The sequence below is a fragment of the Alteromonas sp. ABV2_168 genome (assembly GCF_056161165.1).
In genome coordinates, this window is sequence record NZ_JBSWYQ010000010.1 from 164219 (window position 1) to 183534 (window position 19316).

At 47.7% G+C, this 19316-nt stretch carries 16 protein-coding genes and 1 pseudogene; 9 read left to right on the forward strand and 8 right to left on the reverse strand.

Features of this window, described 5'->3' with window-relative positions:
* The first annotated feature begins 8 nt into the window (after nt 1-8).
* Both ACXAH4_RS15560 and ACXAH4_RS15565 read left to right on the forward strand, forming a co-directional pair.
* Nucleotides 9-935, forward strand: a complete 927-nt coding sequence (locus ACXAH4_RS15560; RefSeq protein WP_474844741.1) for a LysR family transcriptional regulator — start codon at nt 9-11, stop codon at nt 933-935.
* 19 nt (nt 936-954) lie between these two features.
* Nucleotides 955-1196: pseudogene (locus tag ACXAH4_RS15565) on the forward strand (endonuclease III); the annotation flags it as partial.
* Nucleotides 1197-1200: 4 nt separating this feature from the next.
* Here ACXAH4_RS15565 and ACXAH4_RS15570 read toward each other — a convergent pair.
* Nucleotides 1201-1641: an aspartyl protease family protein gene (locus ACXAH4_RS15570; RefSeq protein WP_474851098.1), complete on the reverse strand. Its 441-nt coding sequence runs from the start codon at nt 1639-1641 to the stop codon at nt 1201-1203.
* Nucleotides 1642-1958: 317 nt separating this feature from the next.
* Here ACXAH4_RS15570 and ACXAH4_RS15575 point away from each other — a divergent pair, with 317 nt between their 5' ends.
* Entirely contained in the window at nt 1959-2318 is a 360-nt protein-coding gene (locus ACXAH4_RS15575) for a hypothetical protein (RefSeq protein WP_474844739.1), read from the forward strand.
* A gap of 205 nt (nt 2319-2523) precedes the next feature.
* Nucleotides 2524-3537, forward strand: coding sequence for a glycerophosphodiester phosphodiesterase (glpQ, locus tag ACXAH4_RS15580; protein WP_474844848.1), 1014 nt, complete (start codon nt 2524-2526; stop codon nt 3535-3537).
* 8 nt (nt 3538-3545) lie between these two features.
* Here the strand turns inward: glpQ and ACXAH4_RS15585 are convergent, their stop codons facing one another.
* Nucleotides 3546-4409 carry a flagellar protein MotY gene (locus ACXAH4_RS15585; protein WP_119503346.1) on the reverse strand — a complete coding sequence of 288 codons (864 nt, stop codon included), beginning with the start codon at nt 4407-4409 and terminating at the stop codon, nt 3546-3548.
* A 190-nt stretch (nt 4410-4599) separates the two neighbouring features.
* On the opposite strand from ACXAH4_RS15585, the gene rnt reads away from it, so the two are divergent.
* Both rnt and ACXAH4_RS15595 read left to right on the forward strand, forming a co-directional pair.
* Entirely contained in the window at nt 4600-5235 is a 636-nt protein-coding gene (gene rnt / locus ACXAH4_RS15590; RefSeq protein ID WP_119500679.1) for a ribonuclease T, read from the forward strand.
* Nucleotides 5236-5341: 106 nt separating this feature from the next.
* The gene (locus ACXAH4_RS15595) at nt 5342-6664 is read left to right on the forward strand and encodes a sugar porter family MFS transporter (RefSeq protein WP_474844737.1); all 1323 of its coding nucleotides are present in this window, start codon (nt 5342-5344) and stop codon (nt 6662-6664) included.
* A gap of 80 nt (nt 6665-6744) precedes the next feature.
* On the opposite strand, the gene ACXAH4_RS15600 is transcribed toward ACXAH4_RS15595, so the two are convergent.
* Nucleotides 6745-7350 carry a peroxiredoxin gene (locus ACXAH4_RS15600; RefSeq protein ID WP_119500677.1) on the reverse strand — a complete coding sequence of 202 codons (606 nt, stop codon included), beginning with the start codon at nt 7348-7350 and terminating at the stop codon, nt 6745-6747.
* Between the two features lie 224 nt (nt 7351-7574).
* Here ACXAH4_RS15600 and ACXAH4_RS15605 point away from each other — a divergent pair, with 224 nt between their 5' ends.
* On the forward strand, nt 7575-7769 hold the full coding sequence (locus ACXAH4_RS15605; RefSeq protein WP_119500676.1) for a (2Fe-2S)-binding protein: 195 nt from the start codon (nt 7575-7577) through the stop codon (nt 7767-7769).
* 45 nt (nt 7770-7814) lie between these two features.
* Here the strand turns inward: ACXAH4_RS15605 and ACXAH4_RS15610 are convergent, their stop codons facing one another.
* From ACXAH4_RS15610 to ACXAH4_RS15630, 5 genes are all read right to left on the reverse strand, one after another.
* Complete coding sequence (locus tag ACXAH4_RS15610; protein ID WP_474882556.1) at nt 7815-10709, reverse strand: TonB-dependent receptor plug domain-containing protein; 2895 nt, start codon at nt 10707-10709, stop codon at nt 7815-7817.
* 424 nt (nt 10710-11133) lie between these two features.
* Complete coding sequence (locus ACXAH4_RS15615; RefSeq protein WP_474882557.1) at nt 11134-12201, reverse strand: FecR family protein; 1068 nt, start codon at nt 12199-12201, stop codon at nt 11134-11136.
* Nucleotides 12202-12204: 3 nt separating this feature from the next.
* Entirely contained in the window at nt 12205-12762 is a 558-nt protein-coding gene (locus ACXAH4_RS15620) for an RNA polymerase sigma factor (RefSeq protein WP_474882559.1), read from the reverse strand.
* 144 nt (nt 12763-12906) lie between these two features.
* The gene (locus tag ACXAH4_RS15625) at nt 12907-15477 is read right to left on the reverse strand and encodes a TonB-dependent receptor plug domain-containing protein (protein ID WP_474851094.1); all 2571 of its coding nucleotides are present in this window, start codon (nt 15475-15477) and stop codon (nt 12907-12909) included.
* 386 nt (nt 15478-15863) lie between these two features.
* Nucleotides 15864-16214 carry a Grx4 family monothiol glutaredoxin gene (locus ACXAH4_RS15630; protein ID WP_119500672.1) on the reverse strand — a complete coding sequence of 117 codons (351 nt, stop codon included), beginning with the start codon at nt 16212-16214 and terminating at the stop codon, nt 15864-15866.
* A 341-nt stretch (nt 16215-16555) separates the two neighbouring features.
* Between ACXAH4_RS15630 and sodB the strand changes: the two genes are divergently transcribed.
* Complete coding sequence (gene sodB, locus ACXAH4_RS15635; RefSeq protein WP_474882561.1) at nt 16556-17140, forward strand: superoxide dismutase [Fe]; 585 nt, start codon at nt 16556-16558, stop codon at nt 17138-17140.
* 234 nt (nt 17141-17374) lie between these two features.
* Entirely contained in the window at nt 17375-19297 is a 1923-nt protein-coding gene (locus tag ACXAH4_RS15640) for a PrkA family serine protein kinase (protein WP_119500670.1), read from the forward strand.
* The last annotated feature ends 19 nt before the right edge of the window (nt 19298-19316 follow it).

Genomic DNA, 19316 nt, shown 5'->3' on the forward strand with positions numbered 1-19316 from the left:
AGTTTATAATGAATATTGAGTATCTAAAGCTATTTGTTAGAGTAGCCACTACAAACAACATAAGCTCTGCAGGCGCTGAACTTGGCTTATCTGCCGCTGTGGCGAGTAGCCATATTAGAAAGCTGGAAGAAAGTTTGGGCGTAAGGCTTTTTCATAGAACAACAAGAAAGATATCTTTAACTGAAGATGGCGTCGCATTTCTTCATCATGCTGAAGACGTAATTGCTAGCGTGGAAGCGGCTGAAGCATCGGTGGGAGTTGGGAACTTAAAGCCAAGTGGAACGTTGCGTGTTGCTGCTCCAGCCTCATTTGGTCGCATGCATATATTGCCTGCGATGAAAGGCTTTATGAATGAATACCCTAATCTAAAAATAGATTTAAAACTGTCCGATACCATAGTTGATTTAGTAGAAGGCGGTTTTGATATTGCCATCCGAAATTCGCAATTAAAAGACTCAACACTAATAGCCAAAAAACTAGTAAACGATAGACGGATTTTATGTGCGTCCCCTGAGTACATATCTAAATATGGTTCTCCTGCCTCACCCATGGAACTGAGAGAGCATAACTGTATAACCCTCTTAAATTTAGATCATTGGGCATTTAAGGGTGGCAATGAAACGCTAAATATTAAAGTCACCGGCAACTTTAGTACCGACAACGGGGAAGCAATACGTGACGCTTGCTCATATGGCATAGGTATAACTGTCAATTCAACCTGGAGTGCCTATCAACAATTAATTAATGGTGAGTTAGTAGAAGTATTATCCGAATACCCATTGATTTCTGAAACCGCTATTTGGGCGGTTTACCCAAGCTCCAGACAATTAGCACCTAAAGTCAGAGCGTTTATTGATTACTTTTCGAGTTACTTTAATAGTGAACCGTATTGGGATGAAAAGCTTAAACAGCACCCCCAGCCACACTCTGTTTAATCAATACCTACTTTAATTATCCTTTAGCTGGCCCACTATCGCTGTAGACACACACATATTTCGGGTATCAAACCGCACTAAATATGCCATGGGCAAGAACGTGGACAGAGTGGAAGAAAAGCTGTTAAAAGTCGTACCTGCTGAATTTAAGGTCGACGTTCACCACTGCACGGCCGATATACCTGCATCGCCCACAAACCACGTTGCGGTTCCTGTATTATTGAAGATCTGTGTGATTTTAAGGAAAAAACAGAAGTCTGATTTACTAGCGGCAACCGGAAAGGGTGACAGACTCAGCCGTGATGGTCATCGGTGCCGCTTTGAGCAGTGTGTTGATACCCAGAATATTGTTTCCTCCCGGCATCACGGCAACTTCTACCGGACCCAGTTCGCAAGCCTGCCCGATACGGATTGAACTGAGCTGATACTGCGACACAGTGAGAATTTTACCGTTCGCCAGTCTGGCTGCCGATTTACCCGATTTTTTCAGCTTCCGGCCTTTGGTTAACGCCTCAAAAGTTGCTTTATTTAAGGTCAGCAAGCCGGAGCCGGTGTCGAGAAGAAATGAAGCTGTGACTGCCGATTCAAGCGTCGCTTCAAGGTACAGGGTACCGCCTGCACTCTGGTCAAGTGGCACCGCCTGTTCACTGGCAACTACGGCAGTTGAAAGCAGCATTCCTGCTACCCATAAAATGATGCTCTTCATAACTGTTCCGGCCCTGCTGACGATACCTGTACAGTTACAGCAACTTAAACGCCATTCCGGTAAGTTACTGATATTTCATTACCCTGTTCCTCTCAGTGCCCATCCAACAAACCAAATAAGTGCACAACCAGCCAAATTGCACCACCAAAAAGCATGAAAAGAAAAAAAGTAGTGAAATCGTCCACATTTGATAGCTAAGCATTCTCTAAACCCTACAGCTGATAGATTAAAACTATCTCCAGATAGTATTGTTTCATTTTTATTCAGCCATACAATGGAATAAAGCACCATTTTGATGCAAACAAAAGGACACTGTTATGAAAAGAACCCTCTCTCTGCTGAGCTTATGTGTTTTACCGGCCCTGTTTACCGGAGCGGCTGCCGGCGAAACACGAAATAATGAAATGGTTGATATCCAGGTTGTGGATTATGCCGGTAAACCACCGTTTAAACGCAAAATAGTCAGCCTGCCGGTACATGACGTGGCTCAACTTGAGTTGGCAGGTGGCGAACCTAAAGAGTATGTGGAAGTGAAAGAGGTCATCATGCGGGGTAAACCTCCCTACCGCCGCATCACAACAACGATGCCTGTATACGATGTCGCTCAGTTTGAACTGCTGGAAACGGAACAACAAAGCGGAAAACAGGGCACTCGTCCCCCGTTTAAGCGCTTCTGAACATAATGTCAGGGCGGCGTAGAATTGACTAGGCCGTCCTGTTCCCTTTCCTCGTTGACCATTTTTTCAGTACCTTCCGCTTTTACAGATCTACGTCACACGAATGTCTTCTTTCCCCGCCAGAATAGAGGTTTTGGTTCCGGCAAAAACATCCTGTATGCTTTTCTTTTGCTGTCGTTACCTGTGTCGTTCACCAATAAAGGATCTGTTTGTGTTAAAAAACACTTTGCTCTCTTTCACCTTTTCTACACTGTGTTTGAGTACCAGTGCTGCTGCATTCGATATCATTGCTCACAGAGGTGCATCCGGCTATCTTCCCGAGCATACACTGGAAGCTGCAACACTGGCGTTTGCCCAGCAACCGGATTACATCGAACAGGATGTGGTAGCCACTAAAGATGGTGAACTGGTTGTACTTCATGATATTCATCTGGATACAGTAACCAATGTGGCCGCGAAGTTTCCTGACCGCGCCCGTGACGATGGCCGTTGGTATGCGCTGGATTTCACGTTAGCGGAATTGCGCACTCTTCAAGTAAAAGAGCGGGCGGATACCGCTGGAAAACAAGTGTTTGCCAAGCGCTATCATGGCAATAAAGCGCTGTTTACCATTGCTACGTTAGATGAACATATAGAACTCATCAGTGAATTAAACCGCGAATTTAACAGCAACATTGGCTTTTATACTGAAATCAAGTCGCCAGCCTGGCATAAAAAAGAAGGCACAGATATCAGCCAACTTCTGCTTGATACACTGGCGCGCTATGACCTCAATGGCGGGAATGCCAATATTTATGTGCAGTGTTTTGATTTTGCTGAAGTTAAGCGTCTGCGCGACGAGCTGGGTTTTAAAGGCAAGATAGTTTTGTTGCTGGCTGACAACAGCTGGGGTGAGTCTCCCACTGATTACCAGGCACTTCTGACTGAACAGGGCATGCATGATATTGCAAAATATGCTGATGGCATTGGTCCCTGGTTACCACAGTTACTGGACATGAAGGCAATACAGCAAGGTAAGGTTGTCCCTGCTTCCTGGCTGGCAACGGCGAAAAAAGAAGGGCTGATTATTCACCCTTATACATTCAGAATTGATGCACTGCCAACAGGTATGACAGCAGAACAGATCCTCGGACTGCTAACCGGACCGTTGGCGGTTGATGGTGTTTTTACCGATCAGGTCCCGCCGGTAAAAAGCTTTTTACAACACAGCGGAAAATAACCAGACGTCTACCCCCTGGATAACCGCACTACAACGCGGCGGTTGAGCGCACGGGCGTCACTGTTGTCATTTGGCGAGATGTGACGCTTCTCGCCGTGGCCAGTGACTTCGATACGGGAGGCATCCACACCCATGGCTGTAAAATACTCTTTCACCTGATTAGCACGGCGGACAGATAACTGCTCGTTGCTCCAGCGTCCGCCATAGCTGTCGGTATAACCGTCCAGTAACACCAATTCCAGTCCGCTGTCTTCTTTCAGATATTCCCCAATCATGTTCAGACGCTTTTCTGAGTATTTGGTTAAATCCACACTGTTTTTCTCGTAAGACAGCACGGTGTAGGCAATATCATCAAAACTGTAGGGCAACAGTTGTGACACGCACTTCACGAAGTTGCGGTATACCGGTGTGAAGTTGCTGGCATTCAAGGCAACAGCCACTTTGTCGTATTCGTTGTACCAGTCCTGATAGTAGATAGTCGGCCAGTAGCCCTTTTCCAGTTCACTGAGCATTGTCCAGGCAGCTTGCTCAGGCAGGTCGCCGTTGTACTGGGTTCGCAGGGTCATATCAGCAATGTTTTTAGGTGCTGCGCCGGGCATCCATGAAGGAGGGACTGAATAAACGGCGGCCACGCCAAATTTCTTCGGCAGCAGTTGCATGTCCAGCTCGAATTCCATATTCAGTTGCTTCGACGCTACGCTGGAGAACTCGGCATCGCCGTAACCGGGTACCGCATGAGATAAAGTGCACTGCAGACGGCTTTCATCTTTCAATTGCCAGTCAGAGGATTCCACAGTCGCAGAATACTGGCGCATTGCGCCGTAACCCGGTGCACTTATCAGCAAAAAACACAATAAAGCCTGTCGAAACATAATATGCCCTGAAACTAAGAGAAAAGAGGTGGCTCTTTCTTTATCGCCGCCCTGCGCAAAAAGTTTAGCACAATGGTCAGTATAATCCCCTTCCCTCACAGGTAACAAAGGTAGATACATACGGCGTATCTTGCGATAATCCATTTTTGCTCTGCCCATGCACTTGTTTATTCAGAGGCTTCTTCGATCTATGTCTGAAAACGCGAATTTGTTAAAGCACCGTTTCCGTGGTTATTTTCCTGTCATTATTGATGTGGAAACTGCCGGTTTTAATGCTACAACTGATGCACTGCTGGAAATCGCTGCTGTCACTTTGCGTATGGATGAACAAGGTGATTTGCACCCCGACAAAACCGTGCATCACCATGTCAATCCCTTCGAGGGCGCGAACCTGGAGCCGGCTGCACTGGAGTTTAATGGCATTGATCCTCATTGTCCGCTAAGGGGCGCACTGGATGAAGCCGATGTCATGAAAGACGTATGTAAGCAAATCCGCAAACTGCAGAAAGATGCAGACTGTCAACGCTCAGTGATTGTGGCCCATAATGCCACCTTTGATCAGAGCTTTGTAAATGCCGCGATTGCCCGCAGTAACATTAAGCGCACTCCGTTTCACCCGTTTGTGTCTTTCGACACAACGACACTGGCAGGGTTAGCCGTCGGTCAGACAGTACTGGTAAAGGCATGCCGTGAAGCCGGGATTGCGTTTGATCAGAGTGAAGCACACAGTGCCCTTTACGATGCAGAGCGGACAGCAGAACTGTTTTGCTACATTGTGAACCGCTACAAACATTTAGGTGGCTGGCCAGTCGCGCCAGCGGAATGACCGGTCACAGGAACAACTATCCGGTTTCTATTTGACGTCGCCTCTTTCTTGTTAACAAATTGTAACGTACACTGAGAATAACTGAATCGTTTAAGTCGTGTACGTTATGAAACACCCCGTTGTCCTCTGGACCCTGACCGTCGCCTTCGCCGGTTTTCTTTTCGGATTTGATACCGCTGTTATTTCCGGCGCTGATCAGCTTATTCAGGCTTTATGGCAAACCTCAGATCTGACTCACGGATTGCTGGTCATGTCTTCTGCCCTGTGGGGTACCGTTGCCGGCGCCCTTACCGCCAATATTCCCTGCGATAAATTTGGACGCAAACCAGTACTTGTTGGCATTGGTATTTTGTATGTGGTGTCAGCCATTGGCTCCGCACTGGCAACCGATCCTGTGTTTTTCAGCATTATGCGCTTTATTGGCGGGTTTGGGGTCGGCGTGTCTTCCATTGCGGTGCCCGCCTACATTGCTGAAATTGCACCGGCGCAGAAACGGGGCCGTATGGTAGCCACCTATCAGTTCCAGATTGTGTTTGGTATTCTCATCGCCTTTCTTTCAAATTTTATACTCTCCGCCTGGTTCAGCCTTGACTGGCGATGGATGCTGGGTATAGAAGCCATTCCGGCAATGATTTATCTGTTACTAGTACTTAATGTACCGGAAAGCCCGCGCTGGCTGCTCCTGCACCGGAATGATGAAAAACAGAGCAGGGATATTTTGCTCCGCGCCGGTGAAACTGACCCGGATGCTGTGCTGGCTGCGGTAAAGCGGGATGTTCAGAATCATCGCAGCCCGTCACTGTTCAATGCTGCCTACCGTTTACCGGTGTTGCTGGCTTTTCTGGTAGCGATGTTTAATCAGTTGTCAGGCATTAATTTTGTTATCTACTTTGCACCCAGAATATTCTCACTGGCCGGCCTGGATGCTTCTTCGGCTTTGTTATCCAGCGCCGGTATAGGTCTTGTTAATCTCATATTTACCCTCGCCGGACTGGCACTGATCGATAAAATGGGCAGACGACAATTGCTTTTTGCCGGCTCACTGGGCTATCTGGTGTCTCTGAGTCTGCTCACCTGCGCGTTCTGGTTGCAATGGCAGGGAATACTCGTGGTGGGTCTGATATTTTTATTCATTGCTTCTCATGCCATGGGCCAGGGTGCTGTGATTTGGGTGTTTATTTCGGAGATCTTTCCTAACAGTGTCCGCGCCAAAGGTCAGGCCCTGGGCAGCAGCACTCACTGGGTGTTTGCAGCGTTGATTGCCCTGCTGATGCCCTGGTTGCTGAGCCAGTTTTCAGCATCCGCTCTGTTTGCGTTCTTTACCGTTATGATGGCCTGCCAGCTTATTTGTGTGATTACCTTTTTCCCCGAAACACGGGGAAAGACGCTGGAAGATTTGGGAGATGCGCTTTCCCGCTCACAGCGTTAAATCATAACGCCACTACAGAAATAAAAAAACGCCGCAGGAGCAGTGCTCCGTGCGGCGTTTTCCGGTATTTCAGGCTTTGCTTACAGCTTGTCTGCTTCTTCAGACAGGTATTTAGCAACACCGGCAGGAGATGCATCCATACCCGCTTTACCTTCAGTCCAGCCAGCAGGACATACTTCACCGTGCTCTTCATTGAACGTCAGCGCGTCAACCATACGCAGCATCTCATCGATGTTACGGCCCAGAGGCAGATCGTTAACGACCTGGTGACGTACGTTACCTTCAGCATCAATCAGGAATGAACCACGGAAAGCAACACCCGCTTCAGGATGTTCCACATCGTAGGCCTGACAAATTTCGTGCTTAACGTCAGCAACCAGAGTGTACTTAACCGGACCAATACCGCCCTGATTTACCGGTGTGTTTCTCCACGCATTGTGTGAGAACTGAGAATCGATAGAAACACCGATCACTTCCACGCCGCGCTTCTGGAATTCTTCATAACGCTTATCAAATGCGATCAGCTCAGAAGGACACACGAAAGTGAAGTCCAGAGGGTAAAAGAACACAACGGCTTTCTTACCTTTGATAGCTTCACTTAACGTGAAAGAATCTACAATTTCACCACTTCCTAAAACAGCTGCTGCAGTAAAGTCAGGGGCCGGACGGCCTACCAGTACGCTCATTGTTCGCTCCATTAATCTTTTAAATATTATCTGTTTGCCCGCAGGCATAACCAATATAGGTGCAGTTATCTGAAAGCCAAGGTTTTTCAGGCCTAAATCAAAAATAAATCCCTTTGTTTTCTTAATGTAGACTAAAGATTAATCGAAAGATTGTTGCAGAAGTATTGCTAATTATACAAATAACAACTATTATCATTCACGTTGAAGTTAATAAGGTTTGTTGTATGTTCGTTTGTATGTGTTACGGCGTGACGGATAAAGACATCATGAATGCAGTGGAACAGGACGGTGTGGGTAACATCCGTGAACTGCGTCAGCATTTGGAACTGGGAAACCAGTGTGGAAAATGCATTCAGATGGCCCAGCAAATTATCGATTCGACTATAGTCGATGAATCTCTTTTCAAAGAAGTGTGTTGATCCTCATAGTCACACTTCTCTGACGTTTATTCTTCCCTTTCTTTCTTAAAAGTCGTATCGCGACTGCAGATAATAAAAACCACCATTGATGCCGGACGGCGCTGTAGGCGGATACAACGCGCCGACGACCTCACTGTATGGATTCCGGTCCGGATACGTATTAAACAGATTAGATGCGCCTAACGCGAAGGTCAGATTTTCTGAATAATGCCAGCTCAGTTCTGTATCCAGCGTAATCATACTGCCACTGTTAATGTCCATGTCTGCTGCGGCGTCTACATGATCCTCATAAAAACCACCATAATATTTCAGGCGCCACAACAGTGACCAGGCCTGCCAGTGCTGTTTTAACGTGCTGGTTACCCGGACAGCTGGCAGGTTATCTTCCAGCATTCTGACCCGCTGCGGGGTAAGACTGGGTACCAGCACCACTTCACCGTCACGGTTTCGTTGCGGGAATGCCGATAACCGCTTCACTTTGGTGTCAGTCCAGTTCATCGAGGTAGTAAGCGCATGGGTAATACCGGCGACGTCAAAACGATAATTCACTACTACATCTATACCCTGTGTTTCGGTATCGAAATCATTGGCAAAAAACTTTATCGCATTAAAATTATCCGCTTCACGGTTGCCCTGACTTAACAGCAGGTCGATATCACTGTCAGTGAGAGGGATGGCAGATGTTGTGCTAATTCTGTCCTGCAGGCGGATATTGAAATAGTCCATCGTGAGGTAAAAATCTTCATCCCAAAAAGCAACAAAGCCCACACTGCCGTTCACAGACTCTTCCGGCGTCAGTGGTTCTGCTCCCAGTTGCACGGAAACAGGATGGGTAGGCGGCAGGGTTGCCTGATCTTCCAGACCGGAAGAGGCATAGGCAGTGGTAATATTAATGACGTTGCTCTGCCCTACCGTAGGCGCTTTAAAACCGGTACTCAGCGAGCTGCGAAAAGAAATCACATCGTTGAGGACATACCGGAGGTTAATCTTGCCATCCAGTGTTGAGCCGAAATCTGAAAAATGTTCTCCGCGCAGCGCCGTTGCTACCTGCAAATCTTCAGTCAGGTGTAACTCCAGATCGGCATACATGGCCCAGTTATGACGACTCCAGTGGCCCGCAGACATAGGCTGATAGCCGGGAAAGCCATTGGAACCCACACTGAAGCCGGCGGAATCGTTGCGGGAAGCGTCGTTGGCAAAGGGCCCTTCCACCCACGATGCTTCATCGCCGGCGATTTGTCCGTAGGTTTCCCGACGCCATTCGAACCCGACAGCCACGCTGGCCGGTTTGGATGTCCAGCCATCATAGAAGCGGGAAAAATCAAGATTTACCGTCCGCTCGACCTGGCTTACTGCGCCGGGGGAAAAGGATAAAGGAGACGCATCGCCCAGGGACGGGTTAACGGTGTTTTCCAGACGAAAACGCACATTGGAGTATCCGACACTGCCAGTGAGATCAAATAGCCAGTGCTTGTTCAGTTCGCCCCGAATCCCTGCGAATAAAGAGCCGTCTTTGATCACACCGCCGAAGCGGGGAGTAAAACCACCGGGGAACCACTCATTGAATGCAAAACAGTTTGCCCCTGTAGGTGTAGTGTTATCTGCAATCAGCTGATAAGCAGGATTGTCCAGCACATTTGCGCCGGAAATGAAGATATCCGGACAGGCTATTCCCTGTCCTATGCCGTCTTTATCGGCAATTAACAGTTTATCCTCTGACGACTCCGGATCACTGAACACACCCAGCCGGGTATGCGGATGACGGTAATAAAAGCCACCATCTACCGCACGCCGTGCCGCGGTGCCGAAAAAATACAATTCTGTGTGATCATCCAAAGGCAAACCGGCATTAAAAGCCAGTTTCATATCACTGCCTACATCCAGCGCGCCCCAGATTTGCGAGGGGTCAGTAACATAGGGATTACCGGCTTCGGTCAGTGCCAGTGCATCAGAGCGCTGCACAGACCGGCTGGTCGCATTCTGTTGCTGATATTCTGCCGTAATATTAAAAAAACCGTCACCCAGTGCCAGACCGGTATTCGCCTGCAACTGCACGCTTTCTCCGTCACCTTCGTAATACTGCCCGGTTTTGCCGGCGATATACCCGCCCTCACGGCGGTTATCCAGTACAAAGTTGATAACACCGGCGATCGCATCAGAGCCATATTGCGCAGCAGCGCCGTCGCGCAGTACTTCCACCTGACGCATGGCGCCTGCCGGCAGCACTGAAATATCCGGTCCCTGAGCGCCGTCTGACAGTCCGCCACCTAAAAATGTGATCACTGCAGAACGGTGTCTGCGTTTGCCATTCAACAATACCAGCGTGTGATCAGCCGCCATTCCCCGCAGGTTTGCCGGGCGAACCAGACTGGCGGCATCGTTAATGGGCTGGTCGTTAACATTCAGCGACGGCACCACGCCGGCCAGCATGGTTAATACATCTGTGCTGCCCTGCGCCTGAAGTGCATCTCCGGCAATAATGTCTAAAGGTACCGGTGACTCCACGACTGAACGGGGTGCGCTGCGAGTGCCCACAATAGCAATCCGTTCAATAGAAAAACCAATATCGTCATTGACTCTGGGGCGTGGCGGACGCGGTGGCGGTGTTTTCAGCTCGTTGACCGCTTTCACCGTTAACATGCCGGTTGCGTCAATCTGTACGGCAAGCGCAGTGCCGCGAAGCAGCTGCAATAACCCTTCCTGCAAAGTAAACGAGCCGGTAAGACCATTGGCGCGGACTTTCTCTGCCAGTTCGTAGGGAAAAAGTAATGTGGTATTTGCCTGTTTGGCAAATTCAGTGAGAGCAGCGTCAGCACTTTGAGGAGGAATATCGAAGTCGATTTTTTGCTGCGCAAACACAGGCGCGGTATAACTGGCTGCGCAAAAGCTTGCAGCAGTCAACACGCGGATTAGCGATAAGCGAAGAAGTGTTTTGCGCATGAAAATCTGACAGTCGACAATATCTGTGTTGTAAAAAGAAAACCGTCACCCATATCGGGAAGTCCGTTTTCAGCCCGTTTTATTGTTATTTTTGTGAGTAAACAGGACGTTTAGCAACACAACTACTTTTCTTTTATTCGTTAATAATAGTAAAACCAGAACCCTGTACAATAATAACCGCGAAAACATCAAACCGCTCAGTTAAATATTTTCCCGCCTTACCGGATCACTTCCTTTATACGCAACGCTACAGAATTCTGTGCTTTTACACAATATGGAAACAGCAGGAAAAGTGGGAATAAAGAGTATAAAGCGGAAATATAGGGTTAAACGGCGGACCCGGTATTATTTCTCCGGAATATTCATATGACAGTCAAAGCGTTTACTACAACACTGCCCGTCTTAGCGGGCAGTATACATTGTGTTATCCCTGTTGTTCAGACAACTGAATGGTCATCGCGTCAACACGTTTATGTTCAATGTGGAAGCTGTTCTTTAACGCCGACAACAAGCCACTGATGTCGCCCACTTTAAAATATCCGGCAACCCGTTTCTGCTTCAGCGCTTCACCTTCAATGGTAAAATCAACAGCGGTGTAGCGTTCAATTTCACGTAAAGCATCTTCCAGCGCCTCGCCTTTAAACACGATCATACCCTGTTGCCAGGCCAGGTCCTGTTCCATTGCATCGGTATCCAGATTTTTAAGGTCGCTAAGTCCGCCGTCGACGTTCGCTTTTTCGCCGGCAGTAAGCAGTTTCAGATTGCCAAATGCATTGCCTTTCTGAATCATTTCAGCAATTTCTTCCCGGCTCACAGAATTTTGTTTGTCCTGCACCAGCACTTTACCTTCTGTCACCACCAGCTCAAATGCTTCGTTGTTTGTGTACTGCATATTAAAAGCGGTACCAATGGCTGTGACCGTATTTATGCCGGCTGTTACGGTAAATGGTCTGGAAGCGTCGTGAGCCACCGTGAAGTGTGCTTCGCCCTTAATTAAATCAATAAGGCGGCGCTCGCCGTCAAAGTTAATCTGAATGGCCGAATTAGTGTTCATGTGCACCACTGAGCCATCATTTAAGGTCAGTGTTTTCTGTTCGCCAATGGCCGTTCCGATGCGTTGCGCCAGATGATAGCCGGTGTCATTCTGACCCAGCCAGTAAGAATCAACCATCATGGCAGCTGCTGCTGCCATAAGCAGAAAACCGGCCGCTACGCTCCAGCGTGCCTGGCGAAGTACTTTTCTGGCTTTGCCCGTTTCCCCTTTAATCTGCGGTCGCAGGGGGAACATGCCTTTTAATTCATTCAGTACACTTAAATCATCCCAGACACGCGCCACGTCAAATAAAATACGGCGGTGGCTCTGACTGGCATTCAGCCAGTCCCTGAGCGTGTCTGTTTCTTCGCTGGTTAAGCCACGATCGATACGGCTTACCCAAAGGCAAGCTTCCTCGTGTATGTCATCCTTACTGGTGAATTTGCTCACATTACTCATGGCTTAACTACTTGTTTGTCCTGATCTTGTCTGCCCTGTTGTACCTTTACCACCGGTACCGGCACTGGCTGCCAGAAAACGTGAACATTGCAACAGCCCTTTGGCTACATGTTTTTCGACGGTACTTTCACTCAGGCCCGTCAGATCTGCAATATCCCGCTGGCTCATGCCATAGACTTTCTTTAATAAAAACACCCGCTTCACTTCAGGCGACAAGGACTCTGTTGCTCTGCAAAAATGAATAAAGCGCTCTTTACTTTCGACATGCTTCTCAAGGCTGTAACCCACTAAATCGTGAGGAAGCATATCCATATCATCTACCGGCTGGTTTAACTGGCTCGCCGCACTGTTCACGTGATTAAGCGCGAGATTTCTGGCCGTTTTCAGCATGTAGGTCCGCTCATAGCGGATTTCCTGTTTTAATTCAGCCTCATAACTTTTAATAAAGGCTTCCTGCACGATGTCTTCAATATCATCCGAACTGACAATAGCACTCACCGCCTGCATCATCTTTGTGCGGTATTTTATAAAAGTGGCGGCGATAGTCGATTTGTTGGACATAATCTCTTTACAGGCAGTGTAGCTAAACCGTTACAAGTCGCTCTATGATGCCAGTTTTTTGCTCATGAAGTCATGCATTATTTTTTATACTTAAGTTGGGTACAAAGGGGGCAGCTGCCCCCTTTTTGTAACCCTTTGCTACGCTTAGAAGGTATAAATACCGCGAACGTAGTAGAAGCCACCGTTGATACCCAGCGGAGAGGTAACCGGATAAGCTGCACCGGCAATCTCATTGTCATACTGCGTATTGCGGTCCGGATATTCATCCAGCGCATTCTTCGCACCGACAACCAGTTGCAGGTTTTCGCTTACGCTGTAACCCACTTCAACATCCAGAGACAGCTCAGAACCGATGTTATCGATTGGTAAGCCTGAATCCAGGTGATCTTCAAAGATGCTGCCGTAGTAGTTCACACGACCCAGTACGCGCCAGTCACCATTGGTGTGGTTAGCAGTGAAGCTCCAGCGGGTTGCCGGCAGGTTGTCTTCAAGCATACGCACACGCTCTGGTGTGATGTTCTCAGACGCCTGGTCTACAGTAGTTGAAGTCCAGTTGTATGCCAGAGAGTACTTAGTTTCGCCGCCGAACATGTCCTGGCTGTAGTTAGCAACAACGTCAAGACCTTCAGTAGTGGTATCGAAGTCGTTGGTGAAGAACTTAACCGCGGAGAAGCTTGATGCGTCAGAAACACCTTGCGCCAACAGCGCAGCAATGTCTTCTTCTGTCAGTGCGATAGCAGATGTTGTACTGATACGGTCAGTCACTTCAATGTTGTAGTAGTCAGCAGTCAGGAACAGACCGTTATCAAACTCAGCAACCACACCGAAGCTCATAGATACAGACTCTTCAGGCGTCAGCGGCGTACCGCCTTTCTGAACAGAGATAGGATCGGTAGGAGGCAATGTAGCCTGATCTTCCAGCTGGCCGCTTGAACCGAATGCTGTGGTTACGTTACGTACTGTGCTCTGCCCAATCGTTGGTGCTTTAAAGCCTGTTGAGTACGCACCACGGAATGCAATGCTGTCAGTCACCTGATAACGGGCAGACAGTTTACCTTTCGTGGTATTACCGAAGTCAGAGAAGTCTTCGTAACGCACTGCCGCTGCAACCAGGAAGTCGTCAGTCAGATATAATTCCGCATCCAGGTAGAATGCGATGTTGTTACGTGACGCTTCACCCTGACTCTTGTTAGACAGACCCGGGAAACCGTTTGAACCGATACCGAAGCCCTGAGAAGCCAGCGGGCCGATAGTGTAAGACGCAATGTCACCGGCTTTCGCTTCGTAGCTTTCATGACGGTACTGGAAACCACCGGCAAGGTACAGCGGATCATTCAGACCCACTTCGATTGGCTTAGTCAGGTCAATATCCAGAGTCTGTTCAGACTGTACATAGGTACCCGGCTTAAATGAAGTTGGTGTTTCCGGACCCATAGACGGGTTAATGGTATTTGAAATGGCAAAATCAATTTCATTCTGACCCAGGTTTAAGCTGACGTCATAACCGATTTCGTTAGCCAGTTCACCACGGGTACCGAATACCAGTGACATATCCTGAACGGTACCACCGAAGCGCGGCGTGAAACCGCCCGGGAACATTTCGTTGAACGCAAAACAATCAGGATTGTTTGCGACTTCTTCAATGTAACGCGGGTTCTGTAATACATTGTCACCCACCAGAATGTCTGTCGGGCAGTTACCGGACATATCGCCGGTCAGATCACCAACCAGCAGTAACTGGTTGCCGTCAGCATCTGTACCACCGTCGTTAACACCACCACGGTTATGCGGATTACGGTAGTAGAAACCACCTTCTACTTCACGTTCTGCGTAGTTACCGAACATATAGGCTTCGGCATTGTCGCTCAGTTCCAGACCTAAGTTTGCGAAAACTTTGATGTCGTCTTTGATTTCAGGGCTACCCCAGATTTGAGCAGGGTCAGCAACAAAGGTGTTACCGGCAGCAATCAGTGCAGCCGCATCGTCACGCTGTACACTGCGTGACGTTGGATCAGATGTACGGTATTCAGCAGACAGGTTAATAAAACCCTTCTCGCTTAATGGTAAACCGATATTACCGGAAACCTGCATCATGTCACCGTCACCTTCATAGTATGAACCGTAACGGGCTTCAAACATGCCACCTTCATCAGCGTCTTTGAGTACGAAGTTAACAACACCGGCAATCGCATCAGAACCGTACTGTGCTGCAGCACCGTCACGCAGAACTTCTACCTGTTTCAGAGCAGATGAAGGAATAACAGAAATGTCAGGACCCTGTGCACCGTCAGACAAACCACCACCCAGGAAGGTGATAACTGCAGAGCGGTGTCGACGCTTGCCGTTTACCAGCACCAGAGTGTGGTCTGAAGCCATACCACGCAGGTTAGCCGGACGAACCAGTGTTGACGCATCGTTGATAGGCTGGTCATTTACGTTGAAAGAAGGTACGACGGTTTGCATCATCGATACCATGTCCGTTGCGCCCTGATTCTGGAACTCATCACTGGAGATGATATCTACCGGAACAGGAGAGTCGCCGACTGAACGGGGAGCGGCACGGGTACCGACAACAGCGATTTTTTCAACATCTTTCGCTGCAGCTTCTTCACTTTCCTGCGCATAAGCATTCACAGAGGCCAGCATACTTACAGCAGCAGAAGCTGCCAGTGCAGTACGCACATTTTTTGTCAGTTTTGACATTGACGTTTTCATAGTGGTTTCCTGGATTTTGCGATTTTTCCCCCGGCTGAATCAGCACTGAAAATGACGTGTCAATTTAGCCGGAATTTTTATATTTTTAATAATACACACACTAACTTTTACCGCGTTAGTTGGGGAACTTATAGACCGCAAACCCATAGAAAACAAACCTTTTTAGCCAAATTAAAAATATTTTTTAAAGTGATGGAGGATTTTGTTTTCTGACCTGTCTATTACAATATTGGCGGGGTTTAAGCGCAGTGAAAACCAGCCCGATCCGGATAATTTATATACAATTTTTGGTTATCTCCCTTTCGACCGTATTGTGTTTTTCTGACACAAAAAACCCGGCAAATGCCGGGTATTTTTTTAACTTTTTTCAGACTCTGAAAACCGGATTATTCTTCTTCAGTTTTATACTTTGCAGCAGTGTCTTTGATCAAAGGTTGCAATTCATTTTGCTGGAACATTTCGATAATGATGTCACAACCGCCAACCAGTTCGCCATCTACCCATAATTGTGGGAAAGTTGGCCAGTTAGCGTATTTAGGTAATTCCGCACGGATATCCGGATTTTGCAGAATATCCACATATGCAAATGGTTCACCACATGACATCAGCGCCTGTACGGCTTGTGCAGAAAAACCACAACTAGGCAGTTTAGGAGAACCCTTCATGTATAAAAGAATTGGGTTTTCGCCAATTTGCTGCTTAATTCTGTCTACGGTTGATTCGGTACTGTTTTCCATCCGATCCTCTCTGGTGGTGGGAGATACGTTCAGTGCATTATGGGTATCTTAACGCCGGATTCAAGGGCTGAAAGCGGTTTTTCTGTCATAGCATGACTATCTTTTCATTAATGTGATCTGAAATGGCCTGTTAACCTTAACAGTGAGTATCACTATTTTTGGCAAATCAGATGATGATTTTTTTGCATTGCACCACTAAAAATGCATAAATTTGTCATTGAGTTATCAAAATCTGCCCTTATATCTGTATACAGCTTTGACCGTTGTCGTTTTCCCGCGCCCATGTTGTGAACAAAGTGGGAATATCGACGTTAATACATTGAAAAGAATGGAGAATTCAAATGGCGTTTGAACTACCACCACTGCCGTACGAAAAAAATGCACTTGAACCGCACATTTCAGCAGAGACGCTGGAATACCACTACGGTAAGCACCACGCCACCTACGTAACTAAACTGAACGGTTTAGTGGAAGGCACAGACCTGGAAAGCAAAGATTTAGAAGAAATCATCAAAACTTCAGAAGGCGGTGTTTTCAACAACGCAGCTCAAATCTGGAACCACACGTTCTACTGGCACTGCCTGAGCCCAAATGGTGGCGGTGAAGCCACTGGTTCTGTTGCTGAAGCGATTAAAGCAAAATGGGGCTCATTTGAAGACTTCCAGGCTGCATTCGACGATAAAGCAGTAAATAACTTCGGTTCGAGCTGGACCTGGTTAGTGAAAGCTGCTGATGGCTCTCTGGACATCGTAAACACCAGCAACGCAGGTACGCCTATCACTGAAGAAGGTGTAACGCCTCTACTGACAGTTGACCTGTGGGAACACGCTTACTACATCGACTACCGCAATGCCCGCCCTAAGTATCTGGAAAACTTCTGGAAACTGGTTAACTGGGAATTCGCGAACGAAAACTTCGCGAAGTAATTGCTGAGCGAAAGCTGAATCCAAATAAAAAAACCCGCAATCGCTTGCGGGTTTTTTGTTACACAAATTTAACGTCAACTGACTGGCATTAAAGACAAAATCTATTCGAAAAGGTTCATTCTTTTATTAGACTAATTATTGAGCGTTTATTACCAAATATCCTGAAAATTTCCTTTTAAAGTTGCCAAAGAGGACTAAGCTGTAAAGACGGGAATCCGTTTTTTGGGGAAATCTATGGGTATTTTCGAGCATTACCAGCAACGTTACGAAGAGCGCCAACAAGAAGAATTCACCATCCAGGAATTTCTGGATATCTGTAAAAGCGACCCGACAGCCTATGCGAACTCCGCAGAAAGGTTGTTACAGGCAATAGGCGAGCCTGAAATGGTCGACACCTCTACTGACCCGGCACTCAGCCGCATATTTTCGAACAGGGTCATTGCACGCTATCCGGCCTTCCATGAGTTTTACGGTATGGAAGAAGCGATAGAGCAAATTGTCTCTTATCTGAAGCATGCTGCTCAGGGCCTGGAAGAAAAGAAACAAATCTTATATCTGCTTGGCCCCGTCGGTGGCGGTAAATCCTCTCTTGCAGAACGGCTCAAAGAGCTGATGCAAAAAGTACCGATTTACATGCTCAAAGGATCACCGACCAACGACCATCCATTTTCACTGTTCGACCTTGCCGAAGATGGCAATATTCTCGAAAAAGAATACGGCATTCCAAAACGCTATCTCAAAACCATTATGTCACCCTGGGCCCGTAAGCGACTGCATGAATTCGGTGGCGATATATCTAAATTCAAAGTAGTACGGGTTTATCCGTCTGTGCTCGACCAGGTGGGTATTGCTAAAACAGAACCCGGTGACGAAAACAATCAGGATATCTCATCTCTGGTAGGCAAAGTGGATATCCGCCGTCTGGAACAATTCGCACAGAACGACCCGGATGCTTACAGCTATTCCGGTTCACTGTGTAAAGCCAATCAGGGCCTGATGGAATTCGTGGAAATGTTCAAAGCGCCAATTAAGGTGCTGCACCCGCTACTGACGGCCACACAAGAAGGCAACTATAACCCGACTGAAGGGTTTTCTGCCCTGCCCTTTGACGGCCTGATTCTGGCTCACTCCAACGAGTCGGAGTGGCAGTCCTTCCGGAACAACAAAAACAACGAGGCGTTTCTCGACCGCGTTTATATTGTAAAAGTGCCCTACTGTTTACGGGTATCAGAAGAGATGCGGATATACCGCAAGCTGCTCGATAGCAGTGAGCTCAGCGGTGCGCCCTGTGCTCCGGACACGCTGGAGTGTCTGGCACAGTTCACAGTATTGTCCCGTCTTAAAGAGCCTGAAAACTCCAGTGTCTACTCTAAAATGCGGGTTTACGATGGTGAAAGCCTCAAAGACACCGATCCGAAAGCCAAGTCTTATCAGGAATACCGTGATTACGCCGGCGTTGATGAAGGTATGGAAGGGCTTTCCACCCGTTTCGCCTTTAAGATTTTGTCACGGGTGTTCAATTTCGACCATCAGGAAGTGGCGGCAAACCCGGTACACCTTTTCTATGTGCTTGAGCGGCAAATTGAGCGTGAGCAGTTCCCTCAGGATACGGCGGACAGATACCGCGAATATCTGAAGGGCTATCTGATTCCCCGCTATGTGGAATTCATCGGCAAAGAAATTCAGACAGCCTATCTGGAGTCTTATTCTGAATACGGCCAGAACCTGTTTGACCGATATGTCACTTATGCTGACTTCTGGATTCAGGATCAGGAATACCGCGATCCGGAAACCGGTCAACTGTTTGACCGCAGCTCACTGAATGCCGAACTGGAGAAAACAGAAAAGCCGGCGGGTATCAGTAACCCTAAGGATTTCCGCAACGAAATCGTGAACTTTGTGTTGCGGGCCCGTGCTAATAACGGGGGCAAAAATCCTGCATGGACGAGCTATGAAAAACTACGCACTGTGATTGAGAAGAAAATGTTCTCCAACACAGAAGACTTATTGCCAGTGATTTCTTTTAACACTAAAGGCTCCACTGAAGATAAGAAAAAACATGATGACTTCGTTAACCGTATGGTGGAGAAAGGTTATACCTCCAAACAAGTCAGATTGCTGTGCGAATGGTATCTGCGGGTACGCAAAGCGTCCTGATTTGTCGCTTCAGGCAAAC